Genomic DNA, 19449 nt, shown 5'->3' with positions numbered 1-19449 from the left:
CACTAGATTGACGGGGGCACAGAGGCGGCGACCTGGCTGGTCAGGGGGCAGGGGTACATGGAGACCGACGGCACGTACGAGTCACACGACACCAGGGGGGACGCGGTACCCCGCCCGGCGGGCCCACCCCCGGCTTCCGCACCTGGCGTTCCCCCGGCACCGGCCGCTCACACGGCGCCCGTCGTCCCGCCGCCGCCCGGTCGTGTCCCTTCGGCGCCGCAGGCGCACCCGGCTTCCGTTCCCCCGCCGCCCGGCCAGGCGCCCGGTCGGGTCGCCGTCGCCGAATGGCTGCGCGTCCCCCGGCCCGCCGCGGAGCCCGGGGTGTGGCGCCTCGGGCACCGGCCCCGCCCGGCCGAGGAGCCCGACGAGGTACCCGCCCGCCGGCTCTTCACCGGCGCCGCCATCGCCCTGCTCAGCGGTTGGCTCCTGTGGTCGCTGCTCTGGAACGGCTACCTCGGCCGCTACTGGCTCTGGCCCCTGGTCGTCCTCACCCCGGACTCCTGGCGCACCGATGCCGACACCTGGGGGATGGCCAGCTACACCTACTACGCGATCGTCGGTGCTGGCTTCCTCGTCTTCTTCGCCCGCATCGGCCACGTACCGGACATCTGGCGCCGCTACACCCGTAAGAAGGAAGCGCCCGTCCCCCCGCCCCCGCCCGGAGCCGACCCCGCCGAGTGGCCCGAGCTGCGCGACGCAGGACTGACCGAGGCCGCGGCGCGGCTCGCCGAGGCCACCCGGCAAGGGACGCTCGGGGACGTCGACTACGCCAGGATCCGCCGCGCCTGGCAGGGCGTACGGACCCGCCCCGAGCGCCTGCCCGCCTTCACCGAGGCCGTACGCACCCAAGGCGCCGCCGCCTGCGGCCATCCCTCCGGGAAGCGCGACCTGCCCGTCCGTTCCGCCACCCACGACCTCGCCACCGGACAGGTCCTCATCGGCACCACCGCCGACCACCCCCGCAACCCTTACGCGCGGCGCACCACCGGCGTCGCCCTGGAGCCCTCGCTGCTCGGGACCTCGCTGCTCGCCGTCGGGCCCGCCGGGTCCGGTAAGACCGCGCGGCTGGTCAGGCCCGTAGTCGAGTCCCTCTGCCTCCAGGCCCTCGCCAACCGCGCCGCCGTCGTCGCCGTCACCTCCCAGGGCGCCTCGCTCGGCGCCGACGAGGCCTTCGACGTCGTCGTCTCCGTCGGCCGCCCCGAATCCACTCACGACCTCGACCTGTACGGCGGCAGCGACGACCCCGACGAGGCCGCCCGGATCCTCGCCGAGGCACTCGTCGGCGACCTCGTGGCCGACAGTCGCAGGGCAGCCACCGCGCTCGCGCAGCTCATCGGCCCCTTCCGCGCCGCGTACGGGCGCTTCCCCGCCGTGCCGGAACTGCGCGAACTCCTCTCCGGCACCTCCGCGGTCCTCGACGCCCTCCTTGCCGCAGTCGCCGCCGACCCCGGCCAGCTGCGCGAGCTCGACGCCCGGCGGCGGCAGGCCGAGCGCGGCGACGACCCCGGCGTCCTGCTGGCCGAGCGGATCGCCTTCCTCGACCGGCCGGCCTTCGCCACGTTCTTCGCCACGGGCCCGGCCGAGCGGCCGCAGTTCTCCCTCACGGCCCTCGAGCACCCCCTCCGGGTCCGCGTCGACCTCCCCCAACGCGGCCACGCCGAGGCCTCCCGGATCGTCTCCCGGTTGCTCCTCTCCCAGTTCACGGAAGCCGCCCTCGGCCGCCGCGACCGCTCCCTCTTCGCCTGTCTGGTCCTCGACGACGCCACGTACACCGTCACCGGCGAGGCCCTCCGCGCCGTCCAGCGGCTCCGCTCCGCGCACGCCGGCGTCGTTCTCGCCCTGCGCAGCCTGGAGGACGTGCCCGAGGCGCTGCGCGGACCGCTGCTCGGCGCGGTCGGCTGCCGGATGGCCTTCGCGGGTCTCGCACCCTGGGACGGCGGACGGTTCGCCGACACCTGGGGCACCGAATGGGTCCAGACGAAGGACGTCACCAACCGGCAGATCATCTCCGACGAGCCCCTCACCAAGGCCCTGCACGCGATGCGAAGGGTGGTGACAGGCAAGGCCGCCACCGCGGAGGCCGTCACCGTGCGGGAGGTCGAGCGGCAGCGGTGGTCCGCGTCCGATCTCGCTCACGCCGTGCCGCCCGGCCACGCCGTCCTCTCCCTCACCCATGTGCGCGGCGCGCACACCCCGCCGCTCCTCGTCGAGCTCCGCGGCTGAGCGGGGCGTCGCGGCCGGGTGGGTTCCGCGGCTGAGCGGGCTCCTTTCGGCCCTGGCACAATCGGGGGCGCCGCTCGGCTGAGCGGCGCCCCCTCGCTCAAAGGTCCGACGGTCCCCAATGCCGCCCACCCTCGCCTCGCTCGTGCAGCACTCCGCCCTCAAGCTGGTCGTCCGCGCCGGTGAGGACCGCCTCGACACCCCCGTCCGCTGGGCCCACGTCAGCGAGCTGGCCGACCCCGTCCCGTACATGGAGGGCGGCGAGCTCCTGCTCACCACCGCGCTCACCCTGGACGCGGAGGACCTGGAGTCGATGCGCCGCTACGTGCGGCGGCTGCTCGGCGCGGGTGTCGTCGGGCTCGGTTTCGCCGTCGGCGTCAACTACGAGGAGATCCCGCGGGCCCTGCTCGACGCCGCGCGCGAGGAGCACCTGCCGCTCCTCGAAGTGCCGCGCAGGACGCCGTTCCTGGCGATCAGCAAGGCGGTCTCCGCGGCCATCTCCGCCGACCAGTACCGGGCCGTCACGGCCGGCTTCGAGGCCCAGCGCGAGCTGACCCGCGCCGCCCTCGCCGAGGGCCCGGAGGCCGTCGTCGCCCGGCTCGCCGCGCACGTCGACGGCTGGGCCGCGCTGTACGACACCTCCGGCACGGTCGTCGCCGTCTCGCCCGAGTGGGCCGCCCGCCGCGCCGCCCGCCTCACCCCCGACGTGGAGCGGCTCCGCGACCGGCCCGCCCCCGCGAGCGCCGTCGTGGGCGGTACGGACGACCGGGTCGAACTCCAGTCCCTCGGGAGCGGACGCCGGGTGCGCGGCGCGCTCGCGGTCGGGACCGGCGCACCGCTGGGCACCGCCGAGCGGTACGCCGTCCACTCGGCGATCGCCCTGCTCACCCTCACGACGGAACGCTCACGCGCCCTCCAGGCCGCGGAACACCGGCTCGGCGCCGCCGTCCTGCGCATGCTGCTCGCGGGGCAGCCGGACCACGCCCGCGCGGTGGCGGGCGATGTGTACGGCGGGCTGCTCGACGCCCCCTTCCGGCTGGTCGTCGCCGAGCCCGCCGGGGGCGATCCGGCTGGCGAACCGCCGCTGCCGGCCCTCGCCGAGGCCCTGGAGACGGCCGCCGCCCGGGCGGGCGAGGCGGTGCTCACGGTCCCGGAGAGCGAGGGGCGGCTCGTCGTCCTCGCGGGGGACGGGGGCGCGGTCGCCGCCGCCTGCCACGGGTACGGCAACCGCGACGCCGACGACGCCGGCGTCGTCGTCGGGCTCTCGGCCCCGGCCGGTCCGGTCGCCGCGGCGACCGCGTACAAGCAGGCGGAGCAGGCCCTCGCGGTGGCCCGGCGGCGGGGCCGCGCGCTCGTCGAGCACGAGGAGCTGGCCGCCGGTTCGGTGCTGCCGCTCCTCGCCGACGACGCCGTCCGCGCCTTCGCCGACGGCATGCTCCGGGCCCTGCGCGAGCACGACGCCACGGGCCGCGGCGACCTGGTCGCCTCCCTGCGCGCCTGGCTCTCCCGGCACGGGCAGTGGGACGCGGCGGCGGCGGACCTGGGCGTCCACCGGCACACCCTGCGCTACCGGATGCGGCGCGTGGAGGAGATCCTGGGCCGCTCGCTGGACGACGCGGACGTACGGATGGAGCTGTGGCTGGCGCTGAAGGCGACGGGCGAGGACACGCCCTGAGGGCTGAGGCCTGAGGGCGGTGGCCCGCAGGGGCCCCCTACTCGCCGAGCGTGTCGCCGTCGCCCTGCTGCTTACGGCTCCGCCGCTGGTGGTCGCGCACCACTTCCCCGCCGAGCAGCGTCGCCCTGGCCACCCCGCGGACCCAGCGCGGGCCTCCGCGCGACGCCCACACGACGCAGACGCACCCTCCGACGGCGAGCACCAGGACGCCGATCAGGACCATCAGGATCATGTTCTTCCCCCATTCACGTGCGTGGTCGGGGCCATCCTGCCACCCCCGTCCGGAAGGCCCCTTACCTCGTCGTAACCGTCCGAATTTCGGGATTCCTGCCCGAATCCGGGCAGTTTTCTTGGTAGTCGCCTCCTGGACTCCTTACTCTCCTGCACATGACAAGACCCGCCGTCGATCCGGCCCCCGAGGCCCGGCAGGCCGCCCCCGAACCCCGCACCACCAAGCCCGCGGCGGTGTCCGCCCGTCGGATCACCGGCGCCGTATGGGCCGCGCTCGGCATCGTCTACGTCGTCTGGGGGTCGACGTACCTCGGCATCCGGATCGTCGTGGAGACGGTGCCGCCCTTCCTCTCCGGCGGCGCCCGCTTCGTCACCGCCGGACTGCTCCTGGCCGGGATCATCGCCTGGCGCCAGGGTCCCGCCGCCCTCAAGGTGACCCGCCGGCAGCTCGCCTCGGCCGTCCTCGTCGGCCTGCTCCTCATCCTCGGCGGCAACGGCCTCGTCGTCCTCGCCGAGACCTCCATCCCGTCGGGCCTCGCCGCGCTCCTCATCGCCGTCGTCCCCGCCTGGGTCGTCGTCCTCAAGGCCGTCTCCGGCGAGCGCCCCACCCTGGGCGGCACCGCCGGAGTGCTCCTCGGCCTCGCCGGCCTCGCCGTCCTGACCCTCCCCGGGCTCAGCGGCGACGTGCGGATCGGCGGCGTCCTCCTCGTCGTCGCCGCGACCCTCTGCTGGTCCGTGGGCTCCTTCTCCTCCTCGCGCCTGCCGATGCCGGCCAACCCCTTCACGGCCAGCGCGTACGAGATGGTCGCCGGCGGCATCGCGGGCCTCACCGTCGGCCTGATCCGCGGCGAGCAGCACGGCTTCGACCTCTCCGAGGTCTCCACCCGCTCCTGGGTCGCCCTCGCCTATCTGGTCGTCTTCGGCTCGCTGATCGCCTTCACCGCGTACGCCTGGCTCCTCCAGGCCGCCCCGATCTCCCTGGTGGCCACCTACGCGTACGTCAATCCCGTCGTCGCCGTCGCCCTGGGCGCCCTCGTCCTCAACGAGGCACTGACCTGGCCCCTCCTCCTCGGCGGCGCGATCGTCGTGGCCGGCGTCTGGCTGATCGTCTCGACGGAACGCCGCAAGTGACCGAACGCGGCAAGTGACCGAACGCGGCAAGTGACCGCTTGCCGCTCGTGACCGAACGGCGCGGGTGAAGGCGGTCCGCCTCCGCTCTTCGGCCGAAGCGGACAGAGCTTTCACCCCACTACTCCATACCGGACAAGCCCGCGCCCGCCGCCCCGGCCCTAACGTGTGAACCAGAGCGATCGCTCGCACCACCGATACGGAAAGGGCCGGGACGCAATGACGACCACCCACGCCTTCTGGCTCGCCGGCCGCGAGGCCACCGGCGAGGCCACCTTCGACGTCACGAACTCCTTCGACGGGCGTCTGGTCGGCAAGGTCAGCGTGCCCACCGAGGCCCAGGTCGAGGAGGCCGTCGCCGCCGCGCACGCCGTCGTCGACGAGTTCGCCGCGACCCCGGCGCACGTCCGCGCCGCCGCCCTCGACCACGTGTCGAAGCGGCTCGCCGAGCGCACCGAGGAGATCGCCCTCCTGATCTCCGCCGAGAACGGCAAGCCCATCAAGTGGGCCCGCGGCGAGGTCGGCCGTGCCGTCTCCGTCTTCCGTTTCGCCGCCGAGGAGGCCCGCCGCTGGAACGCCGGCGAGGCCCAGCGCCTGGACACCGAGGCCGGCGGCGCGGGCCGCCTCGCCCTCACCCGCCGCATCCCCAAGGGCGTCGTCCTCGGCATCGCGCCGTTCAACTTCCCGCTGAACCTCAGTGCCCACAAGGTCGCCCCGGCCATCGCCGTCGGCGCCCCCATCATCCTCAAGCCGGCTCCCTCGACGCCGATCTCCTCCCTGATCCTGGGCGAGATCCTGGCCGAGACCGACCTGCCGGCCGGCTCCTGGTCGATCCTGACCGTGCCGAACGACCGCATGCCGGCCCTCGTCAAGGACGAGCGCCTCCCGGTCATCTCCTTCACCGGCTCGGACAAGGTCGGCTACGCCATCCAGGAGTCGGTGCCGCACAAGCACTGCACCCTGGAGCTCGGCGGCAACGCCGCGGCCGTCGTCCTGCCCGACTGGTCCTCCGAGGCCGACCTGGACTGGGCCGCGAGCCGTATCGCCACCTTCTCCAACTACCAGGGCGGCCAGTCCTGCATCTCCGTGCAGCGCGTGATCGCCGACGCCTCGGTCTACGACCGCCTGGTGCCGAAGATCGTCGCCGCCGTCGAGGCGCAGGTCACCGGTGACCCGTCCGACGCCGCCACCGACGTCGGCCCGCTGGTCGACGAGGCCGCCGCGAAGCGCGTCGAGTCCTGGGTCGACGAGGCCGTCACGGCCGGCGCGAAGCTCCTCGCCGGCGGCAAGCGCGAGGGCGCCACCTACGCCCCGACCGTCCTCACCGACCTCCCCGCCGATGTGACCCTGGCCCGCGCCGAGGTCTTCGGCCCGGTCCTGACGATCACCAGGACCGACGGCGAGGCCGAGGCCTTCGCCGCGGTCAACGACTCCGACTTCGGCCTCCAGGCGGGCGTCTTCACCCACGACCTGCAGACCGCCTTCCGCGCCCACCGCGCCCTTGAGGTCGGCGGTGTGATCGTCGGCGACGTCCCGTCCTACCGCGCCGACCAGATGCCGTACGGCGGCGCCAAGCGCTCCGGCGTCGGCCGCGAGGGCGTCAAGTTCGCGATGGACGACTACACCTACGAGCGCGTCCTGGTCCTGACGGGCCTCGCGCTGTAAGCCGTACGGCCCTGTAGGGCGTACGTCACCAGGCCAGACGGCCCGAGCCCACTGTGCGGGGGCTCGGGCCGTCTTCTGTCATGCGCCGGGAGAGCCGCCGGGAGAGCCGCCGGGAGAGCCGCCGGGAGAGCCGACGGGAGAGCCGACGGGCGAGTCCACGAGACGCACGACCTCGGCGGGCCCCGCCCGGAAGGCCTTGTTCGCCGCCGCGGCGGCGGTCATGTGCGGGGCGACCTCGTGCGCGGCGAGCGCCTCGGCCGAGGCCCAGCGCTCGATCAGGGCGAAGCGGTCGGGATCGTCCGCCACCCGGTGGAGGTCGTACCGCAGGCAGCCGTCCTCCGCCCGTACGAGCGGTGCGAGCGCCTCGAAGGCGGTTACCTGGTCCGCGCCCCTGCCGGGCAGGACAGTGATGTGGACGATGAGCTTGATCGGCTGAGACATCGGCTGAGACATGGGCTGAGACATGGGCTGAGACATGGGCTGAGACATGGCGGGGGCCCTACGGGGCGCCCCTCCCCGGGGGCGAGGCGTTTCCTCCGGAGACGAGCGGCTCCGCGACCCCCGGGACCGCTCCTCTCCTCTTTCCGAACCCGCGGAAATCGGGTACGACGGACAGGAAACCCGAGGAGGTGTCCATGTCCGCACCCACCCAGCGGCCCAAGGTCACCGAGCGCGAGGCCCGGCAGACCGCCGAGGCCGCGCGCGAGCAGGACTGGCACAAGCCGAGCTTCGCCAAGGAACTCTTCCTCGGCCGGTTCCGCCTGGACCTCGTCCACCCCCACCCGCTCCCCGCCGACGAGGACGTCCGGCGCGGGGAGGCCTTCCTCGCGACCCTTCGCACCTTCTGCGAGACCCGGATCGACGGCGCCCGCATCGAGCGCGAGGCCCGCATCCCGGACGAGACGATCACCGGCCTGAAGGAGATCGGCGCGCTCGGGATGAAGATCGACCCGGCGTACGGCGGCCTCGGCCTCACCCAGCTGTACTACAACCGCGCGCTGGCCCTCGTCGGCTCCGCGAGCCCCGCCGTCGGCGCCCTGCTCTCCGCGCACCAGTCGATCGGCGTACCGCAGCCGCTGAAACTCTTCGGCACGCAGGAGCAGAAGGACGCGTTCCTGCCCCGCCTCGCCCGTACGGACCTGTCCGCCTTCCTCCTCACCGAGCCCGACGTCGGCTCCGACCCGGCCCGCCTCGCCACCACCGCCGTCCCCGAGGGCGACGACTACGTCCTCGACGGCGTGAAGCTGTGGACCACCAACGGCGTCGTCGCCGACCTGCTGGTCGTCATGGCCCGCGTCCCCGCCTCCGAGGGCCACCGCGGCGGCATCACCGCCTTCGTCGTCGAGGCCGACTCGCCCGGCATCACCGTCGAGCACCGCAACGCCTTCATGGGGCTGCGCGGCCTGGAGAACGGCGTCACCCGCTTCCACCGCGTCCGCGTCCCGGCCACGCACCGCATCGGCCCGGAGGGCAGCGGTCTCAAGATCGCCCTCACTACCCTCAACACCGGCCGCCTCTCGCTCCCCGCGGCGTGCGCCGGCGCCGGAAAGTGGTGCCTGAAGATCGCCCGCGAGTGGTCGGGAGTCCGTGAGCAGTGGGGCAGGCCCGTCGCCCGGCACGAGGCCGTCGGCACGAAGATCTCCTTCATCGCGGCCACCACCTTCGCCCTGGAGGCCGTCGTCGACCTCGCCTCCCAGCTGGCCGACGAGGACCGCAACGACATCCGCATCGAGGCCGCCCTCGCCAAGCTGTACGGCTCCGAGATGGCCTGGCTGATCGCCGACGAACTGGTCCAGATCCGCGGCGGCCGGGGCTACGAGACCGCCGACTCCCTCGCCGCCCGCGGCGAGCGCGCCGTCCCCGCCGAGCAGATCCTGCGCGACCTGCGGATCAACCGGATCTTCGAGGGCTCGACCGAGATCATGCACCTGCTGATCGCCCGCGAGGCCGTCGACGCCCATCTCTCCGTCGCCGGCGACCTCATCGACCCCGAGAAGTCGCTCGCCGACAAGGCGCGGGCGGGCGCGCGGGCCGGCGGCTTCTACGCCCGCTGGCTGCCCGGACTCGTCGCCGGGCCAGGGCAGCTGCCCGGGGCGTACGGGGAGTTCGGCGACCTCGCGGGCCACCTCCGGTACGTCGAGCGGACCTCCCGCAAGCTCGCCCGCTCGACCTTCTACGCGATGTCCCGCTGGCAGGGCCGCATGGAGCTCAAGCAGGCATTCCTCGGGCGGATCGTCGACATCGGCGCGGAGCTGTTCGCGATGAGCGCCGCCTGCGTACGGGCCGAACTCCTCCGCACCACCGGCGACCACGGCCGGGAGGCGCACGAGCTCGCGGACGCCTTCTGCCGCCAGGCCCGGCTGCGGACCGAGGAGCTCTTCGGCCGCCTCTGGTCCAACACCGACGACCTCGACCGGCGGATCGTCGACGGCGTCCTCGACGGCCGGTACGCCTGGCTGGAGGCAGGCATCGTCGACCCCGGCGACGACGGCCCCTGGATCGCGGACGCGAGCCCCGGCGCGTCCACGGAGGAGAACGTCCACCGGCGGGTCCCGTAGGCGTGCCGCGGGCGAACGTTCCGCCGCCCCCCCCGTGTGCGCCGCGCCGGTGGTGCGGGCACGGGCAGGGCGGCGGAGGCGCCGCCAAGGGCGCCGTCCCGCGTGCCCACCCGTCCCGCACTGCGGGACGATCGCCCACACGGGCGCAGGGCACGGCACCATGGCTCCGTGACCGTCATCGACATCCCCGGCTCCAAGTCCGTCACGGCCCGCGCGCTCTTCCTCGCCGCCGCCGCCGAGGGCACCACCACCCTCCTCAGGCCGCTCGTCTCCGACGACACCGAGGGTTTCGCCGAAGGCCTCGCCGCCCTCGGGTACGCCGTCCGCCGCGAGCCCGACGCCTGGCACATCGAGGGCCGCCCCGCGGGCCCCGGCGCGGACACCGCCGACGTCTACTGCCGCGACGGCGCCACCACCGCCCGCTTCCTGCCCACCCTCGTCGCCGCGGGCCGCGGCACGTACCGCTTCGACGCCTCCGCCCAGATGCGGCGCCGCCCCCTCGCGCCCCTGACGGAGGCCCTGCGCAGGCTCGGCGTCGACCTCCGGCACGGCGAGAAGGAGGGCCACCACCCCCTCACCGTCGCCGCCGACGGGGTCAAGGGCGGCGCGCTCACCCTCGACGCCGGCCAGTCCTCCCAGTACCTGACGGCCCTGCTCATGCTGGGCCCGCTCACCGCCGAGGGCCTCGACATCACCGTCACCGACCTGGTCTCGGAGCCGTACGTCGAGATCACCCTCGCGATGATGCGGGCCTTCGGCGCCGACGTACGCCAGGAGGGCCGTACGTACCGGGTCGCCCCCACCGGCTACCGCGCGAGGACCTACGGCATCGAGCCCGATGCCTCCACCGCCAGCTACTTCTTCGCCGCGGCCGCCCTCGAACCGGGCCGCTCCGTCACCGTCCCCGGCCTCGGCACCGGCGCCCTCCAGGGCGACCTGGCCTTCGTCGACGTCCTGCGCCGCATGGGCGCCGACGTCGAGATCACCGACACCGGCACGACCGTCCGGTCCACCGGCACCCTGCGCGGCCTCACCGTCAACATGCGGGACATCTCCGACACCATGCCGACCCTCGCCGCGATCGCTCCCTTCGCCGAAGGCCCCGTCCGCATCGAGGACGTCGCCAACACCCGGGTCAAGGAGTGCGACCGCCTCGACGCCTGCGCCGAGAACCTGCGCCGCCTCGGCATCACCGTCCACACCGGGCCCGACTGGATCGAGATCCACCCCGGCACGCCCACAGGACCGGTCGAGATCGCCACCCACGGCGACCACCGGATCGTCATGTCCTTCGCGGTCACCGCCCTGCGCACGCCGGGCGTCACCTTCGACGATCCCGGCTGTGTGAAGAAGACCTTCCCGGACTTCCACCGGGTCTTCGACACGTTCGTCCACACCCCGTGAGGCCCGCCCCCGTGATGAGCGCACAGTCTTTGCGGCAAGAATGGGGGGCATGAGCGACCGCCCCTCTCCTCTCGCCGATCCCCACATCGCCTTCGACGTCTCCGAAGGACGCCGGGACATCGTCGTCCTCGGCTCGACCGGGTCCATCGGCACCCAGGCCATCGACCTGGTGCTGCGCAACCCCGACCGCTTCCGGGTCACCGCCCTGGCCGCCTCCGGCGGCCGGGTCGGACTGCTTGCCGAGCAGGCGCACCGGCTGAGGGTCGCCGCGGTCGCGGTCGCCCGCGAGGAGGTGCTGCCCGAGCTGCGCGAGGCGCTGACGGCGCTGTACGGCTCCGAGCCGCTGCCCGAGCTCCTGGCGGGCCCCGACGCCGCCACCCAGCTGGCCGCCTCCCCGTGCCACACCGTGCTCAACGGCATCACCGGTTCCATCGGCCTCGCGCCCACGCTCGCCGCCCTCGAAGCCGGCCGCACCCTCGCCCTCGCCAACAAGGAGTCGCTGATCGTCGGCGGCCCCCTGGTGAAGGCGCTCGCCAAGCCGGGCCAGATCATCCCGGTCGACTCCGAGCACGCGGCCCTCTTCCAGGCGCTCGCCGCCGGCACCCGCGCCGACGTCCGCAAGCTGGTCGTCACCGCATCCGGCGGCCCCTTCCGCGGCCGTACGCGCGCGGAGCTGGCCCACGTCACCCGCGAGGACGCGCTGGCCCACCCGACCTGGGCCATGGGTCCGGTGATCACGGTGAACAGCGCGACCCTGGTGAACAAGGGCCTGGAGGTCATCGAGGCCCACCTGCTGTACGACATCCCCTTCGACCGCATCGAGGTCGTCGTCCACCCCCAGTCGTACGTCCACTCGATGGTCGAGTTCACGGACGGCTCCACGCTCGCCCAGGCGACCCCGCCCGACATGGGCGGTCCCATCGCCATCGGCATCGGCTGGCCCGAGCGCGTCCCGGACGCGGCCCCCGCCTTCGACTGGAGCAAGGCCTCCACCTGGGAGTTCTTCCCGCTCGACACCGAGGCCTTCCCCTCGGTCGGCCTGGCCCGGCACGTGGGCACCCTGGGCGGCACGGCCCCCGCCGTCTTCAACGCCGCGAACGAGGAGTGCGTCGAGGCGTTCCTCGCCGGACGCCTGCCGTTCAACGGCATCATGGACACCGTCACGGCGGTCGTCGAGGAGCACGGTGTTCCCGCTACGGGAACCTCCCTCACCGTCCCGGACGTCCTCGAAGCGGAGACCTGGGCACGGGCCCGGGCCCGAGAGCTCGCAGTGAAGGCAACAGCGGAGGCGCGCGCATGACCGAAGTACTCCTGTACGCCCTGGGCATCGTGCTGTTCGCCCTCGGCCTGCTGGTCTCGATCGCGTGGCACGAGCTGGGCCATCTCTCCACCGCCAAGCTCTTCGGCATCCGTGTGCCGCAGTACATGGTCGGCTTCGGTCCCACGCTCTGGTCGAAGAAGCGGGGCGATACCGAGTACGGCATCAAGGCCATCCCCGCCGGCGGCTACATCCGCATGATCGGCATGTTCCCGCCGGGCGAGGACGGCAAGATCGAGGCCCGCTCCACCTCACCCTGGCGCTCCATGATCGAGGACGCCCGGGAGGCCTCGTACGAGGAGCTCCAGCCCGGCGACGAGACCCGGCTCTTCTACACGCGCAAGCCGTGGAAGCGCGTGATCGTGATGTTCGCCGGACCGTTCATGAACCTGGTCCTGGCCCTCGCGCTGTTCTTCGGCTCGATGATGACGCTGGGCATCGCGGGCCAGACGACCGAGGTCGCCGGCGTCCAGCAGTGCGTCATCAAGCAGAGCGAGAAGCGCGAGAAGTGTGCGACGGGCGACCCCGTCTCCCCGGCGTTCAAGGCCGGCCTGAAGGAGGGCGACAAGATCGTCGCCTTCAACGGCACGCCGGTGAACGACTGGGACACCCTCTCCGACCACATCCGGGAGACCATCGGCCCCGCGACGATCACCGTCGAGCGGGCCGGGCAGCGGGTCGATCTGCAGCCCACGCTGGTCTCCAACAAGGTCCCGAAGAAGGACGAGGACGGCAAGGTCGTCCAGCCCCTGACGTACATCGACGCCGGCTACCTCGGTTTCGCCTCCAAGTCCGAGGTCGCGCCCCTCACCTTCGGCGAGACCACCGAACGCATGACCGACCGCCTGGAGAGCAGCGTCCACTCGGTCATCGCCCTCCCGGGCAAGATCCCCGGCCTCTGGGACGCCACCTTCGGCGACGGGGAGCGCGCCGACGACTCGCCGGTGGGCGTGCTCGGCGCCGCCCGGATCACCGGCGAACTCATGAACATCGAGGCGCCGCCGACGACGATCCTCGTGATGTTCATGGACCTCCTGGTCATGTTCAACGTCTCGTTGTTCCTGTTCAACATGCTTCCGCTGCTGCCGCTCGACGGCGGCCACATCGCGGGCGCCCTCTGGGAGTCCGTGCGCCGCCACGCGGCCCGGATCTTCCGGCGCCCCGACCCGGGCCCGTTCGACGTGGCCAAGCTGATGCCCGCCGCGTACGTCGTGGCCGGCGTCTTCGTCTGCTTCACCCTGCTCGTCCTCGCCGCCGACATCGTCAACCCGGTGAGGATCACGTAACTCCCAGCGGGGCCGGACACCACGATGTCCGGCCCCCCGCGCCCGGGGCGGTAACCTCGGAGACCTGAGCCCGCCGACGCACAACCTTGAGGTTGCACAGAAGATGACCGCGATTTCTCTCGGTATCCCGACCGTCCCCACCCGGCTCGCCGAGCGGCGCAAGAGCCGGCAGATCCAGGTCGGCAGCGTGGCCGTCGGCGGTGACGCCCCCGTCTCCGTGCAGTCGATGACGACGACCCGCACCTCCGACATCGGCGCCACGCTCCAGCAGATCGCCGAGCTGACCGCCTCCGGCTGCCAGATCGTGCGCGTGGCCTGCCCGACGCAGGACGACGCCGACGCGCTCGCCACGATCGCCCGGAAGTCGTCGATCCCGGTCATCGCCGACATCCACTTCCAGCCGAAGTACGTCTTCGCCGCCATCGACGCCGGCTGCGCGGCCGTCCGCGTCAACCCGGGCAACATCAAGCAGTTCGACGACAAGGTCAAGGAGATCGCCAAGGCGGCCGGCGACGCCGGCACCCCGATCCGGATCGGCGTCAACGCCGGCTCGCTCGACGCGCGACTCCTCAAGAAGTACGGCAAGGCCACTCCCGAGGCGCTCGTCGAGTCCGCCCTCTGGGAGGCCGGCCTCTTCGAGGAGCACGGCTTCCGCGACATCAAGATCTCGGTCAAGCACAACGACCCGGTCGTGATGGTCGAGGCCTACCGCCAGCTCGCCGCCCAGTCCGACTACCCGCTGCACCTCGGCGTCACCGAGGCGGGTCCGGCCTTCCAGGGCACCATCAAGTCGGCCGTCGCCTTCGGCGCGCTGCTCGCCCAGGGCATCGGCGACACCATCCGCGTCTCGCTCTCCGCCCCGCCGGTCGAGGAGATCAAGGTCGGCATCCAGATCCTGGAGTCGCTCAACCTCCGCCAGCGCCGCCTGGAGATCGTCTCCTGCCCGTCCTGCGGCCGCGCCCAGGTCGACGTCTACAAGCTCGCGGAGGAGGTCACCGCCGGCCTCGACGGCATGACCGTCCCGCTGCGCGTCGCCGTCATGGGCTGCGTCGTCAACGGCCCCGGCGAGGCCCGCGAGGCCGACCTCGGCGTCGCCTCCGGCAACGGCAAGGGCCAGATCTTCGTCAAGGGCGAGGTCATCAAGACCGTCCCCGAGTCGAAGATCGTCGAGACCCTCATCGAAGAGGCCCTCAAGATCGCCGAGCAGATGGAGAAGGACGGCATCGAAAGCGGCGAGCCGACCGTCGCCGTCGCCGGCTGACCACGGAGATCCCTCATGAACCCCTCCGCCCCACCGGGCGGAGGGGTTTCGTGTCCTGTGGCGGGCCCCGCCACAGGACACGGGGGTAAAGTGCGGAGACCAGCAGATCCGTACCGTGAGGCCCCCTCGTGCTGACACAGACCACCACCCGGGTCCTCGAACCCGCCGACCTCGGCGCCGCTCTGGCCGTCCTGGAGAGCGCCCCCGTCGAAAACGCCTTCGTGACCGCGCGCGTCCAGGTCGCCGGCCTCGATCCCTGGCGGCTCGGCGGCGAGATGTGGGGCTGGTACACCGAGGGCCGGCTGCGCTCGCTCTGCTACTCCGGCGCCAACCTCGTCCCCATCTGCGCCACGCCCGAGGCCGTCCGCGCCTTCGCCGACCGGGCCCGCAGGATCGGCCGCCGCTGCTCCTCGATCGTCGGCCCCGTCGAGCCCACCGCCGAGCTGTGGCGGCTCCTGGAGCCCAGCTGGGGCCCGGCGCGGGACGTCCGCGCCCGCCAGCCGCTGATGATCGCCGAGGAGCCCTCCACGACGGTCGCCCCCGATCCGCTGGTCCGCCGCGTCCGCAAGAACGAGATGGACGCGATCATGCCCGCCTGCGTGGCCATGTTCACCGAGGAGGTCGGCGTCTCCCCGCTCGCCAACGACGGGGGACTGCTCTACCAGGCCCGGGTCGCCGAGCTCGTCGGCGCGGGCCGCTCCTTCGCCCGGATCGAGGACGGCAAGGTCGTCTTCAAGGCGGAGATCGGCGCCGCGACCCGCCTCGCCTGCCAGATCCAGGGCGTCTGGGTCGCCCCCGAGCACCGCGGCAAGGGCCTCTCGGAGACGGGCATGGCCGCCGTCCTCCAGTACGCCCTCGCCGACGTCGCACCCGTGGTCAGCCTGTACGTCAACGACTACAACACCCCCGCGAGGGCCTCGTACCGCCGCGTCGGCTTCCGCGAGACCGGCGCCTTCATGAGCGTGCTGTTCTAGGGGGCTTGTAGGGTGCGCCGCATGGATGACGCAGACGTCGTGATCGGACCGGTCAATCTCGCCGCCCGGGTGGACGAGGCGCTCGCCGTGCAGGCGGTCGCCTTCGGCCTGGACCAGGACGAGGTCGCCGTACGCCGACACATCGTGCTGCGCCACCTCATGAGCCCCGGCGCCCGCGCCTACGGGGCCACGACGCCCGACGGCCTGCTCGTCGGCTTCGTGTACGGCATGCCCAACGACCGTACGCACTGGTGGTCCACCGTCGTCGAGCCGTATCTGCGCGCCACCGGCACCGCCGACTGGCTCGACGGTTCCTTCGTCATCACCGAACTCCACGTCCACCCCGACTTCCAGGGGCGCGGCGTGGGCCGCGGGCTGATCACCACGATCACCGACGAGGCCGCCGAGCCGCGCTCGATCCTCTCCGCCATCGACACCGACTCCCCGGCCCGCGGCCTCTACCGCGCCCTCGGGTACGACGACCTCGCCCGCCAGGTGCACTTCCCGAGCGCCGCCCGCCCGTACGCGGTGATGGGCGCCCCGCTGCCCCTCCTGCGACGTAACTGATTTCTCCGAGGCGGGGCGGCCCGGCTAACCTCGGGCCATCACCCTCCCCGATTCTCGGCTGCGCTCGAACGGGGGGACCCCCATCCGGCAGGAGTACGAGAACCATGGCCAACGCACCGGTCCAGCGCATGTCGAAGTTGATGGCGAAGACGCTGCGCGACGACCCGGCGGACGCCGAGGTCCTCAGCCACAAGCTCCTCGTCCGCGCCGGCTACGTGCGTCGCACCGCCGCCGGCATCTGGAGCTGGCTGCCCCTCGGCAAGAAGGTCCTCTCCAACGTCGAGCGCATCGTCCGCGAGGAGATGGACGCCATCGGCGCGCAGGAGGTCACCCTGCCGGCGCTGCTGCCCCGTGAGCCCTACGAGGCGACCGGCCGCTGGGACGAGTACGGCTCCGAGCTCTTCCGGCTCCAGGACCGCAAGGGCGGCGACTACCTCCTCGGCCCGACGCACGAGGAGATCTTCACGCTCCTGGTGAAGGACCAGTGCTCGTCCTACAAGGACCTGCCGGTCATCCTCTACCAGATCCAGAACAAGTTCCGCGACGAGGCCCGCCCCCGCGCCGGCATCCTGCGCGGCCGCGAGTTCCTCATGAAGGACTCGTACTCCTTCGACACGGAGGACGAGGGCCTCGCCGAGGCCTACGCCCTGCACCGCGAGGCCTACCAGCGGGTCTTCGAGCGCCTCGGCCTCGACTACCGCATCGTGAAGGCCACCGCCGGCGCGATGGGCGGCTCGAAGTCCGAGGAGTTCCTGGCCCCGGCCGAGGCCGGCGAGGACACCTTCGCCGACTGCCCGAACTGCGACTTCGCGGCCAACACCGAGGCGGTCTCCTACGAGCTGCGGCCCGTCGACGGCTCCGCCGTCCCGGCCGCCGAGGAGATCCCCACCCCCGACACCCCGACCATCGAGACGCTCGCCGCCTCGCTCGGCGTGGCGGCCTCCGCGACGCTCAAGAACCTCCTGGTGAAGGTCGACGGCGAGATCGTCGCCGTGGGCGTTCCCGGCGACCGCGAGGTCGACCTGGGCAAGGTCGAGGAGCACTTCGCCCCGGCGACCGTCGAGATGGTCTCCGAGGCCGACTTCGCCGAGCGCGCGGACCTGGTGCGCGGCTACGTCGGTCCGCAGGGCCTGGAGAAGGTGCGGTACATCGCCGACCCGCGCGTCGCGCCGGGCACGGCGTGGATCACCGGCGCCAACAAGGACGGGATGCACGCGAAGAACGTCGTCGTGGGCCGGGACTTCGAGGTCGACGAGTACGTCGACGTCGTCGTCGTGGTGGAGGGCGACCCGTGCCCCAAGTGCGGCACCGGCCTGAAGCTGGACCGCGCCATCGAGATCGGCCACATCTTCCAGCTGGGCCGCAAGTACGCCGATGCCCTCAAGCTCGACGTCCTCGGCCAGAACGGCAAGCCGGTCCGCGTGACCATGGGCTCGTACGGCATCGGCGTCTCGCGCGCCGTGGCCGCGCTCGCCGAGCAGACCGCCGACGACAAGGGCCTGTGCTGGTCCGCCGAGGTCGCCCCGGCCGACGTCCACGTCGTCGCCGCCGGCAAGGCCCTCCAGACCGAGCTGGCCCTCGAGGTCTCCGACAAGCTGGCCGCCGCCGGCCTCCGCGTCCTGGTCGACGACCGCGCGGGTGTCTCCCCGGGCGTCAAGTTCACCGACGCGGAGCTCATCGGCGTCCCGAAGATCCTGGTCGCGGGCCGTCGCTCCGGCGAGGGCGTCGTGGAGCTGAAGGACCGCCGCACGGGCGAGCGCGAGGAGCTCACCGTCGACGAGGCGATCGCCCGTCTGACCGCGTAGGACACCACGGAGCGGGGGGGGGGCAGGGCCTTGAGCGGCCCCGGCCCCCCGCTCCGCGTTTCCGCGGCACCGCTCAGGGCGCTCCGACGGCCGGGCCCGCGTCGGCGAGGGTACGGAGCCGGGCCAGGGGCGACCCCACGACGAAGAGCAGGGCGCCGAGGGTGGCGAGTCCGGCCAGGAACAGCGTCGTCCGCAGTCCGATCGCACCGCCCAGCCAGCCGCCGAGCAGCGCGCCGAGCGCCGCGGTGCCCGTGACGAGGGCAGACGGCGGGGGCCCGGTCGTCCTCACGCCGGGGCGTCGTCCGGGTGCGGTGTCGGTTCGACCGGCGCGCCCGCCAGGTCCTCGACGGCGTCCGCCGCGTGCACACGTCCCGTGAGGTACGCCTCGCCCGTCACCGTGAGCTCGGCAGCGGACCCGGCCTCGGCCTCCGACGCGTGCCCGGCGGCCCCGGCCTCCGTACCGCCGGCCGCCGTCGGCCCGTCCGGCGGGATCACCGGCCCGACCACCGTCATCGGCCCGCCCGCGGCCTTCCGCTCCGGCGCCGCCCGCTCCAGGAACCTCAGCAGTTCCACCGGGATCGGCAGGACCAGAGTCGAGTTCTTCTCCGCCGACACCGCCATCACCGTCTGCAGCAGCCTCAGCTGCAGCGCCGCCGGCTGCGCGGACATCACGCCCGCCGCCTCCGCCAGCTTCTTCGACGCCTGGAGCTCCGCGTCCGCGTTGATCACCCGCGCGCGCCGCTCCCGGTCCGCCTCCGCCTGCCGTGCCATCGAGCGCTTCATCGTCTCCGGCAGCGAGACGTCCTTGATCTCGACCCGGTCGATCGCGACGCCCCAGCCCATCGCCGGGCTGTCGAGCATCAGCTCAAGGCCCTGGTTGAGCTTCTCCCGGTTGGACAGCAGATCGTCCAGGTCGCTCTTGCCGATGATCGACCGCAGCGAGGTCTGCGCCATCTGCGAGACCGCGAACCTGTAGTCCTCCACCCGCACCAGCGCGTCCGCCGCGTCGACCACCTTGAAGTACACGACCGCGTCGACCCGCACCGTGACGTTGTCCCGGGTGATGCCCTCCTGCGCGGGCACCGGCATCGTGACGATCTGCAGGTTGACCTTGTGGAGCCGGTCGACGAGCGGCACGATCATGGTGAATCCGGGCGAACGGATCTCGTCGCGCAGACGGCCGAAGCGGAAGACCACACCGCGTTCGTACTGCTTGACCACCCGCGCCGCCGCGGCCGTGTACACCGCGACCGCCGCACTCGCGCCGGCCACCGCCATCAGCAGCTCTTGGATCATCACGGCCCCCTGGGATCGAGCCGAACCGAACGAAAGCCAAACCGAACTAAAGTCAAACCGT

General features: G+C 72.9%; 16 protein-coding genes. 12 read left to right on the top strand and 4 right to left on the bottom strand.

Features of this window, described 5'->3' with window-relative positions; translation table 11 throughout:
* Positions 1 to 57: 57 nt before the first annotated feature.
* Both ACWFR1_RS19760 and ACWFR1_RS19755 read left to right on the top strand, forming a co-directional pair.
* A complete protein-coding gene (locus ACWFR1_RS19760) occupies positions 58 to 2223 on the top strand; it encodes an ATP-binding protein (RefSeq protein WP_453552826.1) in 2166 nt (721 codons plus the stop codon).
* 118 nt (positions 2224 to 2341) lie between these two features.
* Positions 2342 to 3895 (top strand): PucR family transcriptional regulator, encoded by a 1554-nt coding sequence (locus ACWFR1_RS19755; RefSeq protein ID WP_453552824.1) that lies wholly within the window; start codon positions 2342 to 2344, stop codon positions 3893 to 3895.
* 37 nt (positions 3896 to 3932) lie between these two features.
* Here the strand turns inward: ACWFR1_RS19755 and ACWFR1_RS19750 are convergent, their stop codons facing one another.
* Positions 3933 to 4127, bottom strand: coding sequence for a hypothetical protein (locus ACWFR1_RS19750; protein WP_453552822.1), 195 nt, complete (start codon positions 4125 to 4127; stop codon positions 3933 to 3935).
* A gap of 155 nt (positions 4128 to 4282) precedes the next feature.
* On the opposite strand from ACWFR1_RS19750, the gene ACWFR1_RS19745 reads away from it, so the two are divergent.
* The gene (locus ACWFR1_RS19745) at positions 4283 to 5257 is read left to right on the top strand and encodes an EamA family transporter (RefSeq protein WP_453552820.1); all 975 of its coding nucleotides are present in this window, start codon (positions 4283 to 4285) and stop codon (positions 5255 to 5257) included.
* Between the two features lie 216 nt (positions 5258 to 5473).
* Positions 5474 to 6919, top strand: coding sequence for an aldehyde dehydrogenase family protein (locus ACWFR1_RS19740; RefSeq protein ID WP_453552818.1), 1446 nt, complete (start codon positions 5474 to 5476; stop codon positions 6917 to 6919).
* Positions 6920 to 6997: 78 nt separating this feature from the next.
* Here ACWFR1_RS19740 and ACWFR1_RS19735 read toward each other — a convergent pair whose 3' ends face one another.
* Positions 6998 to 7360 carry a putative quinol monooxygenase gene (locus ACWFR1_RS19735; protein WP_453552816.1) on the bottom strand — a complete coding sequence of 121 codons (363 nt, stop codon included), beginning with the start codon at positions 7358 to 7360 and terminating at the stop codon, positions 6998 to 7000.
* A gap of 194 nt (positions 7361 to 7554) precedes the next feature.
* On the opposite strand from ACWFR1_RS19735, the gene ACWFR1_RS19730 reads away from it, so the two are divergent.
* The 8 genes from ACWFR1_RS19730 (at position 7555) to ACWFR1_RS19695 (ending at position 18092) form a co-directional block, all read left to right on the top strand.
* A complete protein-coding gene (locus ACWFR1_RS19730) occupies positions 7555 to 9477 on the top strand; it encodes an acyl-CoA dehydrogenase family protein (RefSeq protein WP_453552814.1) in 1923 nt (640 codons plus the stop codon).
* A 168-nt stretch (positions 9478 to 9645) separates the two neighbouring features.
* Entirely contained in the window at positions 9646 to 10881 is a 1236-nt protein-coding gene (gene aroA, locus ACWFR1_RS19725; protein WP_453552812.1) for a 3-phosphoshikimate 1-carboxyvinyltransferase, read from the top strand.
* Positions 10882 to 10930: 49 nt separating this feature from the next.
* Positions 10931 to 12181 carry a 1-deoxy-D-xylulose-5-phosphate reductoisomerase gene (dxr, locus tag ACWFR1_RS19720; protein WP_453552810.1) on the top strand — a complete coding sequence of 417 codons (1251 nt, stop codon included), beginning with the start codon at positions 10931 to 10933 and terminating at the stop codon, positions 12179 to 12181.
* A complete protein-coding gene (locus ACWFR1_RS19715) occupies positions 12178 to 13485 on the top strand; it encodes a M50 family metallopeptidase (RefSeq protein WP_453552808.1) in 1308 nt (435 codons plus the stop codon). Before dxr ends, ACWFR1_RS19715 begins: the two co-directional genes overlap by 4 nt.
* A 103-nt stretch (positions 13486 to 13588) precedes the next feature.
* A complete protein-coding gene (gene ispG / locus ACWFR1_RS19710) occupies positions 13589 to 14746 on the top strand; it encodes a flavodoxin-dependent (E)-4-hydroxy-3-methylbut-2-enyl-diphosphate synthase (protein WP_453552806.1) in 1158 nt (385 codons plus the stop codon).
* A 128-nt stretch (positions 14747 to 14874) separates the two neighbouring features.
* Positions 14875 to 15720 (top strand): GNAT family N-acetyltransferase, encoded by an 846-nt coding sequence (locus ACWFR1_RS19705; protein WP_453552804.1) that lies wholly within the window; start codon positions 14875 to 14877, stop codon positions 15718 to 15720.
* A 21-nt stretch (positions 15721 to 15741) separates the two neighbouring features.
* Positions 15742 to 16287, top strand: a complete 546-nt coding sequence (locus tag ACWFR1_RS19700) for a GNAT family N-acetyltransferase (RefSeq protein ID WP_453552802.1) — start codon at positions 15742 to 15744, stop codon at positions 16285 to 16287.
* 104 nt (positions 16288 to 16391) lie between these two features.
* Positions 16392 to 18092, top strand: coding sequence for a proline--tRNA ligase (locus ACWFR1_RS19695; protein WP_453552800.1), 1701 nt, complete (start codon positions 16392 to 16394; stop codon positions 18090 to 18092).
* Positions 18093 to 18165: 73 nt separating this feature from the next.
* Here the strand turns inward: ACWFR1_RS19695 and ACWFR1_RS19690 are convergent, their stop codons facing one another.
* Together ACWFR1_RS19690 and ACWFR1_RS19685 are read right to left on the bottom strand one after the other, a co-directional pair.
* A complete protein-coding gene (locus tag ACWFR1_RS19690; protein ID WP_453552798.1) occupies positions 18166 to 18381 on the bottom strand; it encodes a hypothetical protein in 216 nt (71 codons plus the stop codon).
* Positions 18378 to 19388, bottom strand: coding sequence for a slipin family protein (locus ACWFR1_RS19685; protein ID WP_453552796.1), 1011 nt, complete (start codon positions 19386 to 19388; stop codon positions 18378 to 18380). Before ACWFR1_RS19685 ends, ACWFR1_RS19690 begins: the two co-directional genes overlap by 4 nt.
* Positions 19389 to 19449: the final 61 nt, after the last annotated feature.

This window comes from Streptomyces sp. NPDC055103 (assembly GCF_053607625.1).
The sequence above is the reverse complement of the archived record's forward strand: the minus strand, read 5'-3'. Positions and strand labels throughout refer to the sequence as shown.